Source organism: Mesotoga sp. UBA5847, from assembly GCF_002432735.1.
Classification (GTDB): domain Bacteria; phylum Thermotogota; class Thermotogae; order Petrotogales; family Kosmotogaceae; genus Mesotoga.
On the sequence record NZ_DJGL01000026.1, the window covers coordinates 1 to 23,148 of the forward strand.

The following is a 23,148-nucleotide window of genomic DNA, read 5'->3' on the forward strand; positions in this document are numbered from 1 at the left end:
TTCCCCTGGGGGGTGAATACGTAGAGAGCGCGCGATACGGGCGAGATGAGACCCCTCAGAATCCCGAACAGGAGCTCCAAACAGGGGCATATTGGGGCAGGCTCTACTGGATGACATGGTGAAGGGCTTCCTGAATATCCACAGTAATGATGTAATCAGCCGACACACCTCATTGTCTTGCACCGAAGGTAATTGGCAGGTTCTATAGAATCTCTGTGAGGCAATATCATTAAGGATCTGGAGGGTATGCAAGCATTGCGAAGAAGCCTTTTCTTAATCACGATCTAGCCTAACTAAGCTCTTCGCCACATCGAATAGCTCTTTGCTTTTCACTTTCAGAGATTGCTTGACTTCTTTCCAGGTAAGGACTGCTCCTAATGGATCCGGGGAGTCCTCTACATCATCAAAGAAAGCTACAGCCCTTACTATATGGTACAGATCGACTTCTCTACCATACTTCTTGACAAAAGCTTGAAGAACTCTTTCCGAAGACTCTCTCTTCAGGATTTCTGCGAGATCGAAGTAGTCCTTTTTCTCTGCTCTTGCGGCAATAGCGCTAAGCTTCATGGCGGCGATATCGATTACCGAAGCCACATCCAGAGACCCATACTTGTTGAAAGGTTCAATTAGTGCATAATGGTATTCAAAAAAGCTTGTCCGAACACCGTCAATTTCAGCTTCAAGGGTCCCTGTCTGAACCCTTACTTTCTCCACCAAAACACCAAACTGCTTCAAATACTCCAACAATACTTCTGGCCAATAAGGCTGAGCTGTAAAGAAATCCAAATCGAAACTCACACGGTGTTCATAGTACATCGCCAGAGCCGTGCCCCCTGCAAGATAAAAATCAGTGAGTTTACTCTCAAGAATATTTAGAAGATTCAGCGTCTTTGATGAGAGTTTCCCGCTTCTAAGCATTTAGTTATCTCCGATCTAGGAATATTCAGAATAAGGCTCCAAAAATTTGCGGTCACCCTGCCGATTATTCTGCTTCTTCTAACTACCCCCGCGATCTCGGCCGAGTCATATTCAGAGAGAAGATTGACAACATCCTCCATCGTTCCGTACTCCAGAACCCTGGAAATAATGAAGAACTTGTCCTTCTCCTTATCAAGCTCTTTAACATCCACATCCCAGAAACATGTATTCCGCAAGTTTAGAGCCATATACTTCACCAAATCAATTCTATCATTTCAAGCTTCACAAACCTTCCAACTTCCCTGTAAACCTCCTGCTGTGGAGATCTCTCACAACCGCCATCTCGTAGAGCCTACCCTGATGGGTGCACCTGTTCAGGGTACCTGTACGGGATGACCCTGAACAGGAGCATTTCAGGGCAGGCTCAATATGATGACAGTCTTTTCTTGTTTTCCGTCATTCTCGTACTTCTGGCCGACATCTCGATATTTGCACCATTTACTAGACCAAATCCAGTCAGAAGTATCAGGGACAGTGTTTATAGTTCAGGAGAGCGCAACATTGTAGAGACAGAAAAAGGCGGGCTGAGGGCCCGCCGGATTGGTTTGATATTGAGATTTGTTTCTCTCTTGCTTATACAGCCTCTACGAAGTCGCTTTCAAACTGGCTGGTGTAAAGCTCGGCGTAGAAACCGCCACGTGCGAGAAGTTCTTTGTGGGTTCCCTGTTCGACGATGTCGCCTTCGTTCATGACGAGTATGAGGTCGGCATCTCTTATTGTTGATAGTCTGTGGGCAATCATGAAGCTTGTCCTGTTTCTCATAAGGTTTTTCATGGCTTGCTGTATCAGGGCTTCTGTTCTTGTGTCGACTGAACTGGTTGCTTCGTCGAGTATGAGGACCTTAGGATCTGCCAGGATTGCCCGGGCTATCGTTATCAGCTGCTTCTGGCCTTGCGAGATGTTGGTCTGCTCTTCGTTCAGCACGAGGTTGTAGCCTTCGGGGAGGGTGTGAATGAATGACTCGACGTGAGCAGCCTTAGCCGCTGCCAGTACTTCTTCATCCGTTGCGTCAAGCCTTCCGTATTTTATGTTGTCCCAGATGCTGGCATTGTAGAGCCAGGTGTCCTGGAGCACCATTCCAAAGTTTTCTCTCAGGTCGTGTCGGGTGTAGTCTTTTATGTTGTGGCCGTCCAGGAGTATTTCTCCAGAGTTGACGTCGTAGAAGCGCATCAGGAGTTTGACGATGGTTGTCTTTCCCGCTCCCGTGGGTCCGACGATGGCTATATTGTGTCCCTTGTCTACCTCGCAGGAGAAGTCTTTTATGATTGTCTTTTCCGGGACATATCCGAATCTGACATTTCTGAACTCAACGTGGCCGTGATGATCAACCCCATTGACGGGGTTCGTTGTCTCTGGTATTTCCTCTTCCTCTTCCAGAAATTCAAAGACTCTCTCTGCTGCCGCAGCCGTCTGCTGGAAGACGTTCATGATGTTGGCAATCTGAGCGATAGGCTGAGTGAACGACCTCACGTACTGTATGAAAGCCTGGATGTCACCGACCGTGATCATATTTCTGACGGCAAACCAGCCACCCATTATGGTTATGAGGACGTATCCGAGATTGCCCACAAAGGTCATGATAGGCATCATCATACCGGAGAGAAACTGGGATTTCCAGGCGGAGTCGTACAGTTCAGCGTTCAGTTTGTCGAATGTTTCTATGCTTTTCTCTTCTCCGTTGAAGGCCTTTACGACGACGTGACCTCCGTACATCTCCTCTACGTGGCCGTTTACCTTTCCGAGATACTCTTGCTGCTTCTTGAAGTATCTCTGAGACAACTTAACCACAAAGGCGATGAGTCCCATCGAGACAGGCAGTATTAGCAAGGCTATCAGCGTGAGCTGCCAGCTTATCGTGAACATCATTATGATGACCCCGACTACTGTCGTGATGGACGTTATGATCTGGCTCAAACTCTGGTTTAGCGTTCTGCTTATGGTGTCGACGTCGTTGGTTACCCTTGACAGGACATCTCCCTGGGAGCTCTTGTCGAAGTATTTGAGGGGAAGCCTGTTTATCTTATGGGAGATTTCCTCCCTGAATTTGTATGTGACCTTCGCAGATATGCCCGACATTATCCATCCCTGGATATACATAAACAGAGCGCTAAGTGCGTACAGTCCGAGAAGAATAAACATGGTTCTAGCTATCGAGTCGAAGTTTATTCCTTCGCCAGTTCCGGTGATCTTGGCCATTATTCCTTCAAAGACTTCCGTTGTCACCGTGCCGAGTATCTTCGGCCCCATGATGGAGAAAAGAGCGCCGGCCGCCGCGAAGCAGAGCACTATGATTATCAGGATCTGGTACTTCTTAAGGTATTGAACGAGTTTTTTCAGCGTTCCTCTGAAGTCTTTGGCTTTCTCTCCCGCACGCATCATGCCGGGGCCCATCGGACCTCCGCCGCGACCTCGATGACCTCTACCCTTTTCTCTGTTATCACTACTCATGCTAATTCTGCCTCTGAAAGCTGTGATTGTGCGATCTCTCTGTATATCTGACAGCTTTTCATCAGTTCGCGGTGCTTGCCGATTCCAACAAGGTTGCCCTCGTCAAGAACAAGTATCTGATCGGCATTTTTTATCGTCGCAATTCTCTGGCCGACTATTATCATCGTGCTATCTCCCGTTTCCTGCTTCAGTCTTCTTCTCAGCGCAGCGTCTGTCTTGAAGTCAAGTGCAGAGAAGCTGTCGTCGAAGAGGAGTATTTTCGGTTTCTTCAGCAGCGCCCTGGCTATGGAAAGCCTCTGCTTCTGCCCTCCAGATACGTTCGCACCGCCCTGGGAAATGGCTGCGTCATATCCTTCTTCTCTCGCGGTTATGAATTCGGCGGCCTGGGCGATTTCGACAGCCCTTTCAATTTCTTCTTCAGAGGCCGTCTCGTCGGCGTATCTCAGGTTGGATTCTATGGTTCCGCTGAACAGTACACCCTTCTGGGGGACGTAGCCTATCTTTTCTCTCAGTTCATGCTGGTTCACTTCCCGGATGTCTATTCCGTCAACAAGCACCTGGCCGCCGCAGACATCGTAGAACCTCGGTATCATGTTCAGCAAAGTCGACTTTCCCGAGCCGGTCGAGCCTATAATCGCCGTCGTCTGCCCGGGAAGGGCCGTGAAGCTTATGTCGTTCAGGATATTTTTCTCGGCTCCCGGGAAACGGTAGCAGACGTTTTTGAACTCGACAGTTCCCTTGAAATCACTGCCGAATTTCTTCGGGTTCTTGGGGTCCTTTATCTGGGGATCAACCTCTAGGATTTCAGAGACTCTACCTGCCGAAACGGAGGCCCTTGGGATCATGATGAACGTCATCGTCAACATGAGGAAGGCGAAGATGATCAACATGGCGTATTGTATATAGGCCATCATGTCTCCAACCTGCATCGTCGAGGCCTCTATCTGGTGCGCGCCCACCCAGACGATGAGGAGCATGGTCCCGTTCATAACAAACATCATCGCCGGCATCATCACTACCATCACCCGGTTTACGAATAGGTTGGTTCTTGTGAAGTCCTTGTTAGCGGAGTCGAATCTCTCTTCTTCAAACTTCTGGGTGTTGAAGGCTCTGACAACCATGAGGCCGGAGAGGTGTTCCCTTGTAACGAGATTCAGCCTATCGATAAGCTTCTGCATCTTCTTGAATTTCGGAAGGGCTATGACGAAAACGATTCCCACAAGGCCTAGCATTATGATGACGGCGAGCGCTATGATCCAGGACATGGAGGTGCTCTTCTCGAGAGCCCTCATGACTCCTCCGACACCAATGATTGGGGCGTAGAATGCCATTCTAATTATGAGAACAATCACGAGCTGTATCTGGGTAATATCATTTGTCGTTCTAGTTATGAGCGAAGCCGTAGAGAACCTTGCAAATTCAGAGTTCGAGAAGTTTTCCACTTTCTCGAAAACGTCTCTTCTCATCGATCTCGCCGAGGCAGCAGCTATCTTCGAGGCGATGAAGGCGACCATGATGGTACTCAGCGCGCTAAGCAAGGTCACGAGAACCATGACTAAACCGGTGCGGAGCACATAGCCGCTCTGCAATTTTTCGGTGTCCACGCCAAGCTCCTCGTAGATTTCCTTCACGGCAAGTGCACCCGACTGGTTGACGATGTTTTCACCCATGACTTCGACCATGCTGTCAACCTGACTTAGCATTTCGAGCCTCTGGGCTTCCGGCATGAGCCGCAGCAGCAGGAAGACGTTTGCACCTTCGGGGATGTTGAAGCCGTCCGGGGGTGTAAAGGTCCCAGCTGCCCCGGTCATGCCGTTCTTGATTCCAGAATACGCCATGAGGGCCTTGCCGAAGAGCAGATTGAGAGCCTGTCGGTCTTCAATCTCTTCACTTTTCAGGACGTAAACATCTTTGCTCTCCAGCAAAGGGTACTTCTTGAGGTTTTCTTCATAAGTCGCCGAGTCTTTGTTTATGAGATCGTAGTAGCTCAGGACTTGTTGCCTCTCTTCTCCGCTCATGAAAAGCGAGACGTTATCGAAGGCCTCTTTGCTTATGGCCTCAGGAATAGCGTCTTCGATACCGCCCTGCTGAATACCGACGTTTACGATATTCGACATGTAATCTGGAAGTGCCAGTTCTGTCATGGCCTGAACGAAGAGCAATGCCACCGCGACGATGATGAAGACAGTATAGGGTTTAAGGTATCTTATAAGTTTGAGCATCAGCTTCGTCCTCTTTCTTTGTATTCTTGCGATTCTTCGAGTATCCTCTCCAGCTTCTCAAGACCTTGCATGATAGAATCAAGGTCTTCTTCAGTTGTCGTAGACAATGCCCTTCTCATCTTATTGGCAAAGGCATTGAGCTGTTTCTTCACGGGTTTGCAATACTCTTCCGCAAGACTTATCATAACTATTCGCCTGTCCTCTTCGCTTCTCTTTCTTTTGACGATCTTCTTTTCGACGAGTCTGTCGATTATCCCCGACACCGTGCTGTTTGAGAGATCTAGCTCCCTGCTTATATCGCTTATCTTCATATCGCCGTATTGGTTGAGTACTCTCATAACAAGGATCTGGGATTGGGTTACGTGCATCTTCTTGAAATCCCTTTCGAAATTCTGCTTTATGAGAGACACGATCCGCTTGATCGCTGTCAGCATCTCTTCTATTCTTGAGCTTTCTTCCAACAGAACCACCTTCTTCTTACATTTTCAGAACTTTCGCATACGAATACTTAGAGTCCGAATATTTCGCATGCGAAATATATTCTACTGCAATAAACGGCCAGTGTCTACGAAGAAAGAAAGAAAATTCGTAAACTTTGCGAGAACACGAACGATTTTTTCTGCTACGTGATCTCTCCGCGCCCGAGGCAAACCGGGTCTCGGGGTTGGGGTCTAGGGTCTCGCAAGAGCTGGAAGAGTGCGAAGAACCGTCCCTCGTACTTACCAAGAGCATGGACCCGTCCTTGGAAAAGCGGGAGAAGGGCAGTTCTTAGTTCCGACGCTGTGCGTCCAGGTTCTTGGTCAGAGAAGATGTAAGAGGCCAGAGGAAAGAGGTTGGAAGAGCGGGAAGATCTTGATCTTCTTACCTCTAACCTCATTCCTGTCGCCTCTATAGGGTTTAGATAGCGCGCGATACGGGCGAGATGAGACCCCACAGAATCCCTGAACAGGAACCCCCAAACAGGAACATTTTGGGGCAAGCTTTTCAGAACAGGCTATACGGGATGACATGAGGGGGAAGAATTTCGGGCGAAACGAATTTGGTGCTTCTTTTCTTGCTCTTACAACAACCAAGAACCTCTCTTACTAGGAGCTCTACGGCGATGAAAGTTTTTTTGACTTTCAGTCATTCTCGTGTACCTGGCCAGAATCTCGATCCTTTCGGGAAAAACGTGAACAGTTGTAAGTTCCAAGATGCAAGTTGAATAAGAAATGGTTATCCGTTATCGGTTCGCCGTTCTCCGACAAGAATGAAAAGAGAGGTAAAGGCGTGACTAGGGTCTTGGCTTTTCACAGCATACAACGGATTTTCTGCTCTTAAGCGTTCAGCGGGTCTTCGTTCTTGAGCACGCAGCGGATCTATGACTCGAGATCCCGATCAGTTTCACATCGGGATGACAGTCTTTTCTTGCTTTCGGTCATTCTGACGAAGGTCCTCACGCGAAAAAAGGCACATAATAAACCTGTCAGTCCTTATTTTCGCTTCTCGCCTTCTCGTGGTTTTTAACTACGATTTCGGTCTGCGGTGGCTCTCTCTCTCTCGCTCTTCTCGGTGGACGGTGGACCGTTGACGGACAACGTTGTTTTGAGCAGCGTTCAGCGGGTTCTTGTTCTTAAGCGTACAGCGGATCTTCAGGGCGAGATTCCGTGCAGTTGCCCTGAACAGGTGCACATCAGGGCAGGCTCTACGGGACGACGTCATTAGGTGATTCTTCGATAGTATGTTGGCTTTCCGGAGAACGGAGAACCATCAACGGTCGACCAGTACCAATTCTCGCCTTCTCGTGAGCGCAGCGATCCTCTCGAAAGCGATCTTTCTCGATTGATCTTTTCGGTGAACGGATCCATGCTCTGGGACGTCTGACGGAGGACGTTTTTTCAAGACGTTCAGCGGCTATTCACATCCTTTATCGAGCCAAACACGCAAAGTTCTGTACTAATCAAGACTATTAAGTTTCAGTATGCAACAAAATATAGCCGCTACTTGATTGCACAATAATCGATTATTCATGGATATTTGGGCGTCTAGTTTATTCTAGATGGCTGATTCCCTCACGATGGATTTGGTTTTTCTCTTCTTCTCATATAAAGTAAGTTGTGTGCTAGTCTCACTATGAAACAAAATACTTCTCTTTGCTTATTTGATGAAGCCTACAGTTTTCGACTGAATAGTGCGCGATTCAAGGAGGTGCTTCCAATGGCAAGAACTATGTTAGTTTTGGTGGCTGTCTTATTGGTCTTCTCGTCGGCTTTCGCATTGATCGAAGCGGAGCCTCTATCTGTGAACACTTCTGGTGTGGACAGAATGCCGTGGGTCTTCGAAAACACGGTTTATTTTGCTACTCAGGGCTACAACATCTACCAGGCAACCTGGAATGACGGAAACTGCGGTGAGCCTGAACCGGTGAAGGGAGCTATAAACTCTTCTCAGAACGAGATCAGTCCATGCGTAATTAGAAACAACGATGGCGAACTCGTAATGTACTTCGGTCGATATACTGGTTCAGACAGGGATTACGATTTCTTCAGGTCGGTTTTCGATGAAGAAATGGGCGAATGGGGAGAACCCGAGGTTGTCCTGGAACTGAGCACAGAGACTCAAGACTGGAAGATATGGGTAAATGGCGATGAAACAAAGGCCTACGTCACCACAAAGGGTGCCTTTGGTGGACTAGAACCAACAGGCGTGAGAGATATCTGGGTTTCCGAGAAGGAAAACGGCAAATGGTCTACCCCGACAAGAGTAAATGAAGTCAGCTCAAGTGGCAATGAATGGTCTGTATTCGTCGACCCTGAAGGAAAGATCTGGTTTGATTCATCAAGAGACGATTCCATAGGGGGCTACGACATCTATTTCTACGATCCCTCTACGGGTGAAATTGGTCATCCCGAGATGATGATCAATTCTTTCTACGATGAAAGAAGTTTGTGGACAGATGGCACAATAATAGTGTTCTCGACTGTTGACAGACCCAATGGTATGGGCAGCTACGATCTTTTCATTGCCAAACTAGAATAGAACCTGTCTTTTTTTGCCGAGCCTGTTCATTGTCTTTGATGGTGAGCAGGCTTTGATTCCGATTTCGAGAGGTGATGGCTTTGCATAGTTTGTCCAAGGCGGAAAAGGATGTCTTTTATGAACTCTGGAGGAATGAAGGCGGATTGTCAAGAAAATCCATAGCCAAAGCAACGAATTTGAGCAAAGCTACTATTTCGCGGCTCACTCAGCAACTCATTGAAAAGGGCTTTGTTCTGGATAGCCCTCCGGTGCCGTCCACACACAAGGGAAGACCGTATTCGGTGCTGAATGTGAATAACGGAGAGTTGCTTGTCGGCGGAGTTCACATACATTCCAAAACGATGAACATAGTCTTGGGCGATTTGTCAGGCAGAGTTAAGCACGCAAGATCTCTGGATCATTCAAGATATGATGTTCTGGACAAACTGTACGAAATACCTAAGATTATTCGGAACAGCTTCGATGAGAGTATCTCTGCGGTTCTCGTTTTCAGCATCGTGACTCCGGGGATCGTGGATGAATCGACAGGCAATGTCGTGAAGAGCTTCTACACGCAGAGTGAAACGGTAAATCTTAAGAGGCTAAGCGATGAGTGGAAAACAACACTTGAGATAGAGAATGACGCTAACGCCCTGCTGGTTTCAGAAATGCTTCTGGGCTCTATTCCCTTAAGAGACGCATTATATATAGACAGGGAGTTCGGAGCTTCTCTCGTGCTTAACGGAAGGATTTTCAGAGGTCCGCATGGCGGAGCAGGAGAATTCGGCCATCTTCAGGTAGACCCTTCCGGTCCCGAATGCTGGTGCGGCAAAAAGGGCTGTGTTGCTGCCTTTTTCGATCCCAAAAACCTTCACGACAGATTCTCCGGGTTGGTGCCGAACGGAAGTCTGAAAATGGACGATCGTTCCTTCTTGCGGTTTCTCAATGAACTATATTCGGAGAACAGCAACGAAGAATACGTGAGAGCCTTTCAACAACTACTTGACAAACTTGCAGCAGCTATCGCAAATGTTGTCGACTTGCTCGGGCTTGAAACGATAGTGCTCAACAGCCGCAATCCTTTCTTCTCCGACAAAGCGGTTGATTATCTTAGAAAGAAAGTGTTCGATATGTCGCTGGGCCACACCGAGCTCGAAATGATGATTCTTAAGGTTACAGAACAGAAGCTTTTGAGAACACCCCTCGCTGTTTCAGTAGGGAGAATACTGGGAGTCTTTTAGGAGGTGCGTTTTATGAGAAAGAGAGTTATGATACTTTTTGTTGCTTCGTTGCTCTTGATTACTTCTGCAATGGCAAAAACAACTATCGTCCACTGGATGCACCATTCACCGAGCAGAGCGATGATTATCATGGAAATGGCTTCAGAGTTCATGAAGGAAAACCCCGATGTAGAAATCAAGGTTCAGACAATACCATATTCAGAGTATAAGACTAAGCTACTTGCTGCTCTGGCAGCGGGAAGTGGGCCAGATGTCGCACAGATTCCCGCCACGGCGATGGAGGAGTTCTTCGGTTATGGATTGATTCAACCAATAAATGCAAGTGTCGCCACGGCGGAAGAGATGAGAGAGAAGTGCATAGAAGCGGCCATTGACAAGCTGATTATCGACGGTCAGCTGTACGGCTTTCCGACAGATGTTCAGACAATTGTTCTCTTCTACAATCCATATCTCTTCGAACAGGCGGGTCTTGACCCGTATAGCCCTCCTCAAAACTGGACCGAACTCCTTGAGTACGCAAAACAGCTGACGATTTGGGAAGGAAACAAGATGGTTCAGTCAGGGCTGGGAATTGAAGGCTACGAACCGGTTATTGAGAGTTTCATGAGGCAGGCAGGCGCAACATTCTGGGCAAGCGATGAAGAAAAGAAAGTCGCATACGAAGATGCTCAGCTTGAAGGCCTGAAATTCTTGACTGATGCAGTGCTGAAACATGAAGTATATGTACCGGAATTTGGTTCGAGGTGGACGGGATTCAGACAGATAAAAGAAGCTATGGTGTTCGGACATGGAGCAATGGTCGGTTCTTTCCAGGTCGGCGGGCATCCCGATCTCGAATTCAGAACCGCACTCCCTCCGGCGCACCCCGAGACAGGAAGCAGAAGCTCGGTTTTGACAAGCTGGGCTCTTGTTCTCATGAGCGATTGCAGAACTCCGGAGATCGCTTCGAAGTGGCTTGCTTTTATAAGCTCGCCCGAAGCCCAGAAACTGTGGTTCAAAGATACAGGAGAACTCCCTTCTTATTATAGCGTGATCAGTGATCCCGAGTTTGCAGATGATCCTTTGTTGAGCCCGATTCTGGATTCACTGAATTATGCTGTGCCAACGTTCTCTGCCGGTTGGGGAAATCCGGCGGCTCTTCTTAGGGAAACGGCGTACAACAGCATAATCAACAAAGGGGCCGATCCTGAGGAAGCGCTCAAGAAGGCGATAAACGAAATCAACCAGTATCTCGAAGAGACCTTTGGAATATTCTGATCCTAAACCGGGGTCTAGCGGCAAGCCTGATTCGGAGGTCTTTCAATGGTAGAGCTATCAGATAATTCACTGAGTAGAATTTTAATAGCTGCAGGGTTGTTACTAATAATTCTCTCTTTCTTCCTGCCCTACGCATCGGGAGAAGTTGTGTATAGGGTTGCTGACTTCTCTTTTTGGGGTGCGTTTAACCTCCTGCCCGTCTATATTGTCCTGGTCTGCCTTTTTGCACTGTTCCTTGCGATAGGGAAGATCTCATTTCTTCTTGGAACAGCTGTCTCTTTGCTGGTGCTGAACATCACGATCATCTTCATGAGAACTGAATGGCAGGAGGTTCTAAGATCAAAGTTCTTCCTCGATTTCCTGGGCATTGCCGGTTACGGATGGTGGATCTCTTTGATCGGCAGCGTTGTGGTTCTCGTTGCCGTCGTAAGACTGATTCCGGATAAGAAGAGGGCTCCGTATCTCTTCATTCTGCCGTCCCTGTTTGGAGTCTGCTTTCTTACTTTCTTCCCGGCAATGTTCGCTTTCTTTATCTCGTTTCACAAGTGGAATATCCTCGTGCCGAACAAACCATTCGTGGGGCTTGCGAACTTCAGGAAGGCCTTTACAGACGAGTATTTTCTGAGATCGCTCTGGATAAGCTTTAAGTATGCTCTTGGCGTTATACCCGTGAAAATCGTAATTTCCTTTTTCTTTGCTCTCCTCATATACTCTATCCCGAAGTTCAAGAGCGTATTCAGAGTGATATACTTCCTTCCGGCCGTGACATCGGTTGTTGCGATAAGCGTTATCTGGACATGGATATATCATCCGTATTACGGAGTAGCGAATTATCTCATAGGACTCTTCGGGGCGGAGCCGATAAACTGGCTGGGCAATCCCGAAATAGCCATCTGGTCAGTTGTACTCGTTTCAGTCTGGAGGTCCGTTGGATACAGCATAATAATCTTCCTGGCCGGGCTGAACAACATACCTAGTATCATTCTGGAAGCCTCGGATATCGACGGAGCAACGCGTTGGCAGAAGGTCAAGAACATCATAATCCCGCTCATGAAGCCCTCTCTTGTTTTTGTGTTCATAACTTCGACGATCGGCGCGATTCAGGTTTTCACGGAGATATACATGATGACGGGAGGAAATGCAGATACGAAAACTGCTGTCTTCTACATTTGGCAGACGGGATTCAATAAGCTGCAGATGGGCTATGCTAGTTCAATGTCAATCGTTCTGTTTGCAATAATACTGGTGATTACTCTTGTTCAGATGAGGGTCACAAAGATTTTCAAGGAGGAGTGACCTTGAGATCGAAGAGGAAGAGCAACATAATTGTATATTCTATTTCATATACTCTCTTGATAGCATTTTCAATAATAATGATTATGCCCTTTGTATGGATGATCTTGTCTACATTCAAAGATCAAAGTGAGCTTATGAGATTCCCCCCTAAGTTCCTGCCTGACAGATTCACCCTAAAGAATTACGCCGAAGTATTCAGTTCCGTTCCTTTCTTGAGGTATTACTTGAACAGCATTCTAATAACTACCGTGGCGGTCACTCTCACATTGCTCACATCCAGCCTCGCCGGCTTTGCCTTTGCAAAATACAGGTTCAGAGGAAGAAACTCGATTTTCAAGACTCTGCTCGGCGCGATGATGATTCCTTTTCCTGTTACCATAATCCCGCTGTATATCATGATCTACAATCTGGGGCTCGTAGACACCTACTTGGCTCTGATTATAACGGGTTCAGTAAGCATCTTCGGCGTATTTCTCATGAGGCAATTCATTGTCACTATTCCCGACGACTTGATAGATGCGGCCAGGATAGACGGATGCTCCGAGTTTCAGATCTTTAGAATCATCGTGATTCCAAACATAAGAGCACCACTGTCTGCGCTGGCGATCTTCTCTTTTATGGCGACCTGGAACGCTTTCCTGTGGCCTCTTCTGGTTGTTAACAACGATGAACACAGGACTGTTCAACTCGGAGTACAGTATTTCACCCAGCGTTACGGGGATTTGATGCACCTTCAGATCACGGCCGCCGCAATGGCCGTTATACCGATAGTGGTGTTGTATCTCATATTGCAGAAGCAATTCATCGAGGGTATTACGATGACTGGTTTGAAGGGCTAGTAAGGGGTGGTAATATGAAAAAGCTCTCGACTCTCTTTATGCTTTTAGTATTCTTTTCTTCTGTTTTTCTCTCGCTGGAAAGCAGTAGACCTGAGAATATCGTCATCCTGATTTGTGACGGGATGGGTTTTAACCATCTATACATATCGGAACTGGTAACTGGAGAAGTCATGGGAAGCCACAATCCCGTAGTCAGTATCGGCAGAAATGAGGCTCTAGATAATCTTGTAACCGACTCGGCTGCCGCCGCAACCGCGTTTTTTTCCGGTGTGAAGACACTGACGGGGTATCTTGGCATGAATGCATTAGGAGAAGAAGTGAAGACGCTGGCGGATATCCTGAAAGACAAGGGTTGGTGGCTCGGCCTGGTTACAAACACACGTTACTACGACGCCACTCCGGCAGCCCTTTACGCTCATGAGCAAAGGAAGGAAACGGATGTAATTACAGACTTTCTAATGGAAAGTTCCCTCGATTTGTTCTTTGCCGGTGGTCTTGAAGAGCTGGGAATCAATCCCTTTACCCAGAAACCGACGCCAAGAAGCAGAATACACGAACTCATAGACAGCGGCTACAGGGTTCTTGGACTGAATTTCGAGGAGATTGGATCTCCGGATTCCGAAATGTTGAAGGGAACCGTTGCCCTTGTAACCATGGGAGACAAAAGCTTTGAGAATGAATTGATTCCCGGTGAGCCCACTCTCTTGGAAATGGTCGAAAGGGCTTTAGCTGTATTCATGCAGGAAGAGAGAAACAAGCTACTCGTCATTGAGGCCGGCAGAATTGACGATGCTTCTCATGTCAACGATTCAGAGGCCGTGCTGGCCGAACTGGCTGCCTTCAGGGACGTACTCTCTTATTTGCTTTCACAGCTCTCTTTGGAAAGCGATCTATTGATCGTGCTTTCAGACCACGAGACCGGAGGAGTCGCGGTGCCTTATGGCAAACCCGATGGTGACTTTTCCTTGAGCTGGTCGAGTAACGACCACACTGCTGCCTATGTGCCTATAATTGCCTACGGCAAAGGATCGCATGTCTTCACGGGATTTTACCATTTGAAGGAGATTCCTCGAAAGATCTGCGGACTATTGGATGTGATTATATGCGCAGAATAGTTTTTTGCTTTTTGTTTTCAATATTCCTTGGAGGGACTCTGATGGGAACATCTCTGACTGTCATGACCTACAACATAAGGCACGGAATGGGAATAGACGGTGTCCTGGATTTTTCCAGAGTTGTCGAGACCATAAGGGAAGTAGATCCAGATATTCTTATTCTCAATGAAGTCGATCAGGAAAATCCGAGGAGCGCAGGACTGAGACAGGCAGAGATTATTGCCAAGGAACTCAACATGAGCTACTTCTTCAGTCTGGCGGAGGGCAGGAGCAACTACGGCAACGCTGTTCTCAGTAAATTCCCGATAACGGCCGAATTTGGTTTTGTGCTCCCGAGACCAGAATGGATGCTTGCCGTGGATAGAGGTTGTTCCGCAATCGTCACAGAGATCGAGGGCCGGGAAGTCCTGGTGATGGGCACGCATCTCGGTCTCGGCGGGATCTTGGAAATCCAGACGGAACTCAGAAAGATTCTCGAGGTGTATCTTGAGCACGAAGAGATTCCGGCGATTATTGCCGGCGATCTCAACGCCGAGTGGTATGATCTGCAGTACGGTGTCCCCGAGTTTTTCGACCACTTCAATTCGGTGAATCATGCGCTTGACAAGAGTCTTCATACGATACCGGCAGATAGACCGGGCCGGCAGATTGATTATATCTTCGTGAATCACTATTTCGAGATCGTCGATGCATTCACTGTAGCTTCATACGCTTCGGATCATCTGCCCGTCGTTTCGAGGCTGGTCCTGAAATGAAGAATATCCCTCTCCTCTTCGTTACTATCGATTCGCTTGGTCCGGAGGTGTTGAAGAAGGCCAGGACTCCTTTCCTGGATACTGTTGCCAAGACTGGTTCCGTGGTGAGGAATATGAGATCGTGTTTTCCTACACTTACCACACCCATGATGAGCACCATATTGACGGGTGTATATCCCGAAAAACACGGCATATACTCCAACACTATCCTGAACAGAGAAGAGATGAGAGTGGAGGGTAGACTCAGAGATCTCAAAAGAGCGCCAATAACCGACTGTTTATACGAAAACAACTACACCATCCTCTCGATACAGCATTTCATGCTTCAGGGAAGAAAGGGAGTGAAGCATGTCCAGGTTGACGGAAACAGAAGCAATGCAATACGGAAGGCGCTAACAAAGGAGAGTAAAGAAAAGAAGTATGACGCTATCTTCTGCCTCTATCAGTCTCTGGATAGTGCGGGGCATAGATACGGACCTCTTCACCACAAGACGATAAGAGAATTGGAAGAGATAGATGGCGAGTTGAAGCTTTTAGCCGACTTTCTTGAAGAGACATTTGGAGAATTCGTTATAGTCATTAGTTCCGATCACTCCATGTCATTGGCCGAAAATCCTACGGATCTTGATCTAGGTGAAGTTATTGCCAGGATCGGTCTCGAAGCCGAACTTGGTAAGGAAGGAAAGAGGGTTTCTAAAGAGACTGACATTCTTATGCTCAAATACCCAACCGTAAACATCTACACTCTGACGGAAAAAGCAATGAATAGGACAGCTCTGCTCGTGGATGCTCTGAGGAAAATCAGCGTAACAGATAGAATCTATACAAAAGAAGAAATGAAGAAGTTGCACAACCCCGAGTATGCTGACGTCGCCTTCTGTTTGAAAAGAGGATATTCAAACTCATTGAAGTCGAGAAGGCCCGGGTCTTTTTTCGGATATCACGGAACTTTCCACGAGGAGCCCTCCGTGTTCATGTTTAGAGATATTCACAAGACAAAGAACTGCGTAGAGAGAGGTACTCTAGTCGACATTACGCCAACAACTCTCGATTTACTTAACATAAAATCATCTGTCGATTTCGATGGAATTTCACTGAAGAAATGAGGTTTGAAAATTGAATCTGACAAAACTTGATTATCATCTGCACACAAGCTATTCAGACGGAGAGATGACTTTTTCTCGGCTTCTTGAAGCTTTGGAAGGCAATGTAAGTGTATGTGGCGTGACTGATCACTTTGAGTTAAACCATCCATCCAGCATAGAATTCACAAAAGACTATCTTGAGGCCTTCGGAGCATTCAAAGAAAGCGCCAGGAGGCTCGGCATCTCCGCTCATCTCGGTGTGGAAACCGGGCTCGGGAAGAGCGGCATACTACTCCCTTTTATGATGGGCGAAATAGAGTACATCATTGCGAGTCTTCACAGAGTTCCGCTAGAGGGAACAAACAGTGAAGATTACTGGCAAGCTTACAAAGGTATCATTGCCGAAAATGCACGAAGAGGAGGCTTTCAGATTCTTGGGCACGTCGAGGGCTATCTCCCGCTTCTACCTCTTCTTGATCACGATCCGGGATTCGACAAGAAGAGGGAGATTGAGCGGCAGATCATTCACAAGTACTTCACGTCTGACTGGTACTCGCGATTGGCAAAGGATCTCGAGGCAAACGATATTGCACTCGAAATACATGAGCCATCAAAAACGCCGCGATTAGAAGTTCTGGATATTATGAAACGATCCGGAGTTGCTTTCTCCTACGGAACAGATTCCCACATACCTGAGCAGGTTTCCAAGAGGGGCTATCTGAAAAGAGTCATCCAGGAACTCGATCTGAAGGAAAGTGATTTTCTCGATATCGAGACGATTAACTTGAAAATATAGAGTATTTCGGGAGGAACTTGTATGACAAACGTTGGAATTATCGGTTGTGGAATGATGGGAAAGGTTCATTCCATTGCGTACAGCAGCTTGCAAGACGTCAATGTGAAAGCAGTAGCGAGTCTCTCAAGGGAACAGACTCTGGAATGCGCAAGACTCACCTCTTCAAAAGCATCCACTGTAGAGGAGATACTCACCGATGACGAAATAGAAGTAGTCAGTATCTGTACACCTACGGATACACACAGGGATCTTGTGGTGGAAGCGGCAAGAAACAGGAAGCATGTCCTCTGCGAAAAACCAATAGCCCGTACTCTCAAAGACGCTCTAGAAATGGTTGAGGTTTGCAAGCAAAACGGCGTTCTGCTGGGTGTGAATCATGTAGTGAGATTCTTTGACTCTTACTCTAGGGCAAAGAGCCTTATGGAAGACGGAGCTATAGGCACGGTGGTCATGGCAAGGATGTATCGCGGTGGTGTCTTTCCAAAGCACGGCTGGAACAATTGGTTCGACGAACTCGCTAGAAGCGGCGGAGTTCTTCTTGATCTTTCCATTCACGACTTCGACTTCTTGAGAACGGTCCTGGGAGAAGTAGAATCCATAACAGCAAGAAGCGTGAAAAACACTCCTTCTCATCCAGGCAGAAACAGAGACCATGCCATAGCTGTCGTCAAATTCACAAACGGTTCGCTGGCTCATGTCGAGGGCAGCTGGGCCGAGCCGGAAAACGCTCCTTCGAAATTCACAACTTCTTTCGAATTCGTGGGTAGAGATGGAATGATAACCTACGACAGCGATGAGGATTTCACTATTAGGGTGCAGACTGTGTCTAAGGATCTCCCGTCTTTCTCAAAGAGCACCCCCACAGCCAATGATCCTTATGGATTACACATACAGAAGTTCATAGAAGCGGTCAGAGAAGAAAGAAAGGTTCCCGTGGATGGTATTGAAGCTATTGAGGCGTTGAAGATCTCGCTGGCCGCCAACCGATCTGCAGAAAGCGGGAGACCTGTGAAGCTCCTGGAGGTGGTGTAGGTGTTCAGGATTGGAGTTCTTGGAATAGCCCACACGCACGGATACAGCTATATAAGGCAGATTCAGTCTCTCTCAGAAACAAGCATTACGGGTGTATTTGATCACGATTCTTCTAGAAGCGCAAAGACCTCGAATCTCTTGGGCATAGAACGCTTTGACGATCCTCTGAAGCTAATTGAAAACTCCGATGGGGTCGTAGTTACTTCCGAAAACTCATTCCATAAGCAATATGCGGAGCTTGCCATGAACAATGGCAAACACGTTCTGTGTGAAAAACCAATTGCTACAACTGAAGAAGATGCACGATCGATGCTGCAGACGGCGAGAGAAAACAACGTTGTCTTTCAGATGGCCTTTCCCGTAAGATACGCTCCATCGATTCAGCAGGCAAAGAAGGAAATCGAAACCGGCAGACTCGGCAGAATCCTCTCGGTCTCGGCTACAAATCATGGAAGAATGCCCGGAGGATGGTTCGTAGATGAGAAGCTTTCCGGCGGAGGGGCGGTTATGGATCATACCGTTCACGTTGTGGATATTATCCGCTGGCTACTAGATGTTGAGATCGTCGAGGTATCGGCCGAATACGGCAGACTCATTTACGACATCCCAGTTGAAGACTGTGGCCTCCTCCTGCTAGGTCTTTCTAACGATTCCTTCATGAGTCTCGACTGCAGCTGGTCAAGACCTGAAGCCTATCCTTACTGGGGAGATGTCACTCTCAATCTTGTCGGTACAAACGGTTCGCTCAAGATAAGCGCCTTTGATGCGAAGCTGAGAGTCTTCTCAAACAATAGAGGAGTCTTCTGGGAGAATTTCGGAGACAGTTTCGACAAAGCGCTGGTTAAGGAATTCGTTGATTCTGTAGTCGAGAAAAGAGAGCCTTTGACCTCAGGAGAAGATGGACTTGAAGCTCTAAGAGTTGCTCTAGCAGCATATGAAAGTGGAAGAACACATGAACCTATTCAAGTTAATCATTAGCAGCTCCCCATTATGAAAGACGACTAAAGGTGGTGAAAACTTTGAAAGGTAAACGAACATTGCTCGTTTTGGCAATCGCACTCATGAGCATCATGACTTTTGGTCAGATAGAAGTGCAGATGTTGCCATTTTGCTCGAGTGGAATAGAGAGGATGCCGTGGCTTCACGACGGCATTCTATATTTCGTAGGGACAAACTACGATATCTACTACACAACGCTTGAAAACGGAGAATGGGCTGAACCACAGTGGCTTCCGGGCGATATCAATACATCGGAGTACGAGATCAATCCCTGTGTTATTGAAAATGAAGGAGTGTTGGTTATGTATTTTGGTAGATACTCGGCCGATACTGACTATGATTTCTACAGATCGGTATTCGATGAAGAGAAGGGTGGCTGGGAAGAAGGAACTCTAATTGCTGAACTCAGCACGGGTGTAAAAGAGTGGGATATCTGGGTGAACTCAGACGAGACTATCGCATATTTCACGTCGGGAGGCACCTTCAACGGAAAGGAGCCTATCGGAGGAAGAGATATTTGGAGATCTGAATCAATCGACGGGAAATGGTCATCGCCAGAGAATCTCAGCTTTCTTAACACCGGCGGCGATGAATGGTCGGTATTCCTTGCTCCTGATGGTTCTATATGGTTTGATTCGGCAAGAGATGACTCAATCGGAGGATATGATGTTTATCGCTGGGACCCTTACACCAGGAGTATCGAGCACCCCGGAGAGCAAATGAATACATTTCTCGACGAAAGAAGTCTGTGGACCGATGGACAGATACTGTATTTTTCGGGATTGAACAGACCTGATGGTGCAGGGAGCTACGACATCTTCACATTATTATCTCCTCAAGAAAGGCAAGTGGAAAAAGAAGCTATTGCCGAAAGCGCAGACCCGATAACCGTTACTATCAATGATATTCGACAGAGATCCGAAGGTAGGTACTTGTTTCTAGACAACATCGTTGAGGTTGAAGGGATAGCAATGGTTAGTTCAGGCCTCTGGCACGACTCGGCGAACTACTTCGCCCTAACAGACAAGAGCGCAGGAATTCTAATCTATGCTCAAGGTTTTAAGGAGCCGCTCGTAGAAAAAGGTGATCTTGTACGAGTAAAGGGAACACTCACCACGGTCGGCTATACAACAGATGTAAACAGCCTTGTCATAAGACCGGCCTCTCCTGATGATATTGAGATAATCAGAAAAGGAGAGACATTGCCGGATCCTGCGATCATATTTACAGATTCTGCAAAGAGCCAGCTTAGAAATCTCGAAGGTTCGTTGGTGATGATTTTCGGGAAGATAAGCGCCTACGACAATGAAACAATCACCAGGGGATTCTGGTTGACTGGACCGTCAGACCGTGATTTCGACAGCGTATCTTCTGGAATGAGAGTGAAGTTCTATGACTATGCCGGCATAGACATATCTGCTCTTGGCGATGGAAGCTTCGTTGCAGTACAGGGAGTCCTGATCCAGGATAATGAAGGGGAGTTCTATGTCAGACCCACCATTGACGAAGATATTCGTGAACAGACAGAAAACAGGATCTTGTTCTTAACTACAATTGCAAGAAAGGACCTACTCACTCCGACAGAGGAAGAACCTGAAACCACAAAGAAAGAAGAGTCGAGAGATCTCGTACTTCCTGAGAACGTGGAAGCCATCACTTGGCTGCTATCGTCCGATAATGATTTCCTTTCGTCGAGGATTTCGGGCGCCTCGAACGGAAAAGAAGTCTTCGCTTGTCTGTACAAGGAAAAGGGAACAAGAACCAAAAACTATCCGCCTGCAATCTATGAACTCTTTCAGGGAAACGTGTCAAGCAAGATACCCTTCCCTGGGGAAGCTGAATTCCCTTACCTCAAGGACAATGTGCTGCTCTTTGCAGGAAGAATCCTGCCTGATGATCAAAACGCTGACTGGAAGATATATTCATATGACACAGCAACCAAAGAAATCAAGACTCTGACATCGGAGTCATATGACCAGATTGAACCCGTAATCTCTCCCAAGAAGGACTTCTTGCTTTACTCGGAAAGAAGAGATGGCAAATGGTTTGTTGTGAAACAGGATTTGTCGTCCGGTGAGAAGACGACTGTCGCTGAGGATGCGAGATCACCTACATTATCCCCTACAGGTAACGATCTTGCCTTCCAGCACTGGAACGGAAAAGACTGGGACATAGTTACTTTCAATATGAGAACCGGTAAGACAACTGGAATTCTCAGCAGTTCATTCAACGAATTCTCTCCAGTATGGTCGCCCCATGGTACAAAGCTTTTATTTGTTGCCGATTACAGAGGAGAAGTCGAAGTCTTCATCATGGATCTCTTCGACTATACGATTACTGCTGCAACGAAGGATATTTTCTTGACCACGAATCCATTCTGGCTCGATGAAAGCACACTGGGTTTCACAATGAAGACAAATCTCGGATGGAATATCGTTAAGACAAGCACCTCGCTGAAGGAAAAGCCTTCATCTGAGAGCATTTCTGCTGAAGAGAAATTCATCGTATCTCCGCGATTCGCTTTCCCATATCTCAGTGATAATCGCATTCTTGAGGTAATAACAAAGGAAGGTTATTCACAGCAAAGAGCAAGACTAATGGGCAGAACGGGAAACGCATATGAATTATCGCAGATCGCTGAACACACGTACGTAATTCCAGATCGAATTCCTGAAGGTCTTTATTCCCTCGAGGTTCTTGCAGCGAGTTCCGGGGTAGTTTACAGGCAGCTGGAAGAAAATGCTGTCAGAGTAGGGTCTCTTGATGAATCCTTTACCATCGTTCATCTTACCGATCCACATCTCGACCTGCTAAGCAAGCCGGAGAATATGCTCCTGTTCGAGAGACTGCTGAACGAGATCAGGGCAGAGAGCCCCGATCTCATGCTGATAACAGGCGATCTTTCCAGTTCCGCCCTTGCTTACACAACTGACTGGGAATTCATAAAGAAGAAGACTATTGAATATTGTGATTTTCCCGTGTTTATTGTTCCGGGTAATCACGATACACAAAGATCAGGCAGGATAAATGGGATGGAATTGTGGGAAGAGGTATTTGGGCCTTGTTACTACAGCTTCGAGTGGGGTTCATGGCACTTCTTGGGCCTAAATACGGCCGATTCAGAGTATGGATTTGTGAGCGGAGTAGTGTCTGAAGAACAAATGGAATGGATAACAGAAGAATTGAAGAGAATAGGAAGCGAGAAAATCATACTCTTCGGCCATCACAACTTCTACGATGACAGATGGATCTTTTTTGAGGAGACTGAACAGAGACGAGAGCTGCTTGATCTCTTCACTAGGAGCAACGTAGCATTGGCTCTTTTTGGTCATAGACATAGCGATGCGATCGATTATTCACTTAACACTCTTTCACTTACCACGAAGAGGGCAGTGGAAACTGACGGCACACTGGCATACAGAAGAATAGTTGTAGAAGAAGGACTAATCATCGAACTTGTAGAAGTCGAGCCGAAGGGCTCGTCGATTTTCTAGCAGCTGCAAGTACTACAAGATGTAACTGAAAAGAATGAACGGTTATCCGTAATCGCTTAACCATTCTCCGACGGAGCGAAAGCGAACCTAGAAAGCGAGAAGACGCTTTGTGAAGCTTCGCTTCGAGAAAGACCATATTCGAGACTACGAAGAACAAGGAAACCAGATCCCGTGCAATTGCATCACGGGATGACCCCAAAGAGGAGCCCTGAACAGGAACTTTTCAGGGCGGCTCGACAAAATAGCAACAAAATAGCAAAATAGGGACTCCATTTTTGGGAACAAGAACAGTTCCTCGTTCCGACGCTTCGCGTCCAGGTTCTCTCTCCTAGAACCGGGTCTAGGGTATGGGGTCTAGGGTCTCGTAAGAGCATTGAGAGCCGTCCTTCGACCTTCGTCCAGGAGCGTGAACCCGTCCTTGGGAAGAGCGGGAGAAGAGCAGTTCTTCGTTCCGACGCTTCGCGTCCATGTTCTTCGTTCTTGGTTCAGGATCGAGGACATAAGAGCCAGAACGAGATCCCGTATAAGAGCATTACGGGATGACAGGGGATGTCGGGATAAATGTCCTACAACGAAAAACGGTACAGACGTCAG

Annotated in this window: 17 protein-coding genes; 12 read left to right on the top strand and 5 right to left on the bottom strand. The window is 47.2% G+C overall.

The genetic code is table 11. From position 1 onward, the window contains the following. Positions 1-273: 273 nt before the first annotated feature. From B3K91_RS02910 to B3K91_RS02930, 5 genes are all read right to left on the bottom strand, one after another. A complete protein-coding gene (locus tag B3K91_RS02910; protein ID WP_214061400.1) occupies positions 274-918 on the bottom strand; it encodes a nucleotidyl transferase AbiEii/AbiGii toxin family protein in 645 nt (214 codons plus the stop codon). Next, on the bottom strand, positions 882-1,166 hold the full coding sequence (locus B3K91_RS02915) for a DUF6922 domain-containing protein (protein WP_214061399.1): 285 nt from the start codon (positions 1,164-1,166) through the stop codon (positions 882-884). Before B3K91_RS02915 ends, B3K91_RS02910 begins: the two co-directional genes overlap by 37 nt. Before the next feature lie 385 nt (positions 1,167-1,551). Next, on the bottom strand, positions 1,552-3,426 hold the full coding sequence (locus B3K91_RS02920) for an ABC transporter ATP-binding protein (RefSeq protein WP_292592222.1): 1,875 nt from the start codon (positions 3,424-3,426) through the stop codon (positions 1,552-1,554). After that, complete coding sequence (locus tag B3K91_RS02925) at positions 3,423-5,648, bottom strand: ABC transporter ATP-binding protein (protein ID WP_214061397.1); 2,226 nt, start codon at positions 5,646-5,648, stop codon at positions 3,423-3,425. The genes B3K91_RS02920 and B3K91_RS02925 overlap by 4 nt, the downstream gene beginning before the upstream one ends. Then, positions 5,648-6,118, bottom strand: a complete 471-nt coding sequence (locus B3K91_RS02930; RefSeq protein ID WP_292590577.1) for a MarR family winged helix-turn-helix transcriptional regulator — start codon at positions 6,116-6,118, stop codon at positions 5,648-5,650. Before B3K91_RS02930 ends, B3K91_RS02925 begins: the two co-directional genes overlap by 1 nt. 1,726 nt (positions 6,119-7,844) lie before the next feature. On the opposite strand from B3K91_RS02930, the gene B3K91_RS02935 reads away from it, so the two are divergent. The 12 genes from B3K91_RS02935 to B3K91_RS13660 all read left to right on the top strand — a co-directional run bounded on the left by B3K91_RS02935 (position 7,845) and on the right by B3K91_RS13660 (position 22,554). Continuing rightward, positions 7,845-8,666 (top strand): hypothetical protein, encoded by an 822-nt coding sequence (locus B3K91_RS02935; RefSeq protein WP_214078282.1) that lies wholly within the window; start codon positions 7,845-7,847, stop codon positions 8,664-8,666. A gap of 80 nt (positions 8,667-8,746) precedes the next feature. After that, positions 8,747-9,886 carry an ROK family transcriptional regulator gene (locus B3K91_RS02940; protein ID WP_292588554.1) on the top strand — a complete coding sequence of 380 codons (1,140 nt, stop codon included), beginning with the start codon at positions 8,747-8,749 and terminating at the stop codon, positions 9,884-9,886. 12 nt (positions 9,887-9,898) lie between these two features. Further along, positions 9,899-11,143 carry an ABC transporter substrate-binding protein gene (locus B3K91_RS02945; protein ID WP_292588556.1) on the top strand — a complete coding sequence of 415 codons (1,245 nt, stop codon included), beginning with the start codon at positions 9,899-9,901 and terminating at the stop codon, positions 11,141-11,143. Positions 11,144-11,188: 45 nt separating this feature from the next. Continuing rightward, the gene (locus B3K91_RS02950) at positions 11,189-12,439 is read left to right on the top strand and encodes a carbohydrate ABC transporter permease (RefSeq protein WP_292588558.1); all 1,251 of its coding nucleotides are present in this window, start codon (positions 11,189-11,191) and stop codon (positions 12,437-12,439) included. A gap of 2 nt (positions 12,440-12,441) precedes the next feature. Next, complete coding sequence (locus tag B3K91_RS02955; protein WP_214078278.1) at positions 12,442-13,278, top strand: carbohydrate ABC transporter permease; 837 nt, start codon at positions 12,442-12,444, stop codon at positions 13,276-13,278. Between the two features lie 14 nt (positions 13,279-13,292). Next, complete coding sequence (locus tag B3K91_RS02960; protein ID WP_214078277.1) at positions 13,293-14,393, top strand: alkaline phosphatase; 1,101 nt, start codon at positions 13,293-13,295, stop codon at positions 14,391-14,393. A 41-nt stretch (positions 14,394-14,434) separates the two neighbouring features. Continuing rightward, positions 14,435-15,148, top strand: coding sequence for an endonuclease/exonuclease/phosphatase family protein (locus B3K91_RS02965; RefSeq protein ID WP_214078276.1), 714 nt, complete (start codon positions 14,435-14,437; stop codon positions 15,146-15,148). Continuing rightward, a complete protein-coding gene (locus B3K91_RS02970; RefSeq protein ID WP_214078275.1) occupies positions 15,145-16,254 on the top strand; it encodes an alkaline phosphatase family protein in 1,110 nt (369 codons plus the stop codon). Before B3K91_RS02965 ends, B3K91_RS02970 begins: the two co-directional genes overlap by 4 nt. Before the next feature lie 10 nt (positions 16,255-16,264). Continuing rightward, on the top strand, positions 16,265-17,029 hold the full coding sequence (locus B3K91_RS02975; RefSeq protein ID WP_214078274.1) for a PHP domain-containing protein: 765 nt from the start codon (positions 16,265-16,267) through the stop codon (positions 17,027-17,029). A gap of 21 nt (positions 17,030-17,050) precedes the next feature. After that, the gene (locus B3K91_RS02980; RefSeq protein ID WP_214078273.1) at positions 17,051-18,061 is read left to right on the top strand and encodes a Gfo/Idh/MocA family protein; all 1,011 of its coding nucleotides are present in this window, start codon (positions 17,051-17,053) and stop codon (positions 18,059-18,061) included. Then, positions 18,062-19,039, top strand: a complete 978-nt coding sequence (locus B3K91_RS02985) for a Gfo/Idh/MocA family protein (RefSeq protein ID WP_214078272.1) — start codon at positions 18,062-18,064, stop codon at positions 19,037-19,039. A 2,798-nt stretch (positions 19,040-21,837) separates the two neighbouring features. Further along, positions 21,838-22,554: a metallophosphoesterase family protein gene (locus tag B3K91_RS13660; protein ID WP_414674218.1), complete on the top strand. Its 717-nt coding sequence runs from the start codon at positions 21,838-21,840 to the stop codon at positions 22,552-22,554. Positions 22,555-23,148: the final 594 nt, after the last annotated feature.

Coding starts and splice junctions, on each gene's coding strand:
- B3K91_RS02910 (WP_214061400.1), bottom strand. CDS start 918: ATGCTTAGAAGCGGGAAACTCTCATCAAAGACGCTGAATCTTCTAAAT.
- B3K91_RS02915 (WP_214061399.1), bottom strand. CDS start 1,166: ATGGCTCTAAACTTGCGGAATACATGTTTCTGGGATGTGGATGTTAAA.
- B3K91_RS02920 (WP_292592222.1), bottom strand. CDS start 3,426: ATGAGTAGTGATAACAGAGAAAAGGGTAGAGGTCATCGAGGTCGCGGC.
- B3K91_RS02925 (WP_214061397.1), bottom strand. CDS start 5,648: ATGCTCAAACTTATAAGATACCTTAAACCCTATACTGTCTTCATCATC.
- B3K91_RS02935 (WP_214078282.1), top strand. CDS start 7,845: ATGGCAAGAACTATGTTAGTTTTGGTGGCTGTCTTATTGGTCTTCTCG.
- B3K91_RS02945 (WP_292588556.1), top strand. CDS start 9,899: ATGAGAAAGAGAGTTATGATACTTTTTGTTGCTTCGTTGCTCTTGATT.
- B3K91_RS02950 (WP_292588558.1), top strand. CDS start 11,189: ATGGTAGAGCTATCAGATAATTCACTGAGTAGAATTTTAATAGCTGCA.
- B3K91_RS02960 (WP_214078277.1), top strand. CDS start 13,293: ATGAAAAAGCTCTCGACTCTCTTTATGCTTTTAGTATTCTTTTCTTCT.
- B3K91_RS02965 (WP_214078276.1), top strand. CDS start 14,435: ATGGGAACATCTCTGACTGTCATGACCTACAACATAAGGCACGGAATG.
- B3K91_RS02970 (WP_214078275.1), top strand. CDS start 15,145: ATGAAGAATATCCCTCTCCTCTTCGTTACTATCGATTCGCTTGGTCCG.
- B3K91_RS02980 (WP_214078273.1), top strand. CDS start 17,051: ATGACAAACGTTGGAATTATCGGTTGTGGAATGATGGGAAAGGTTCAT.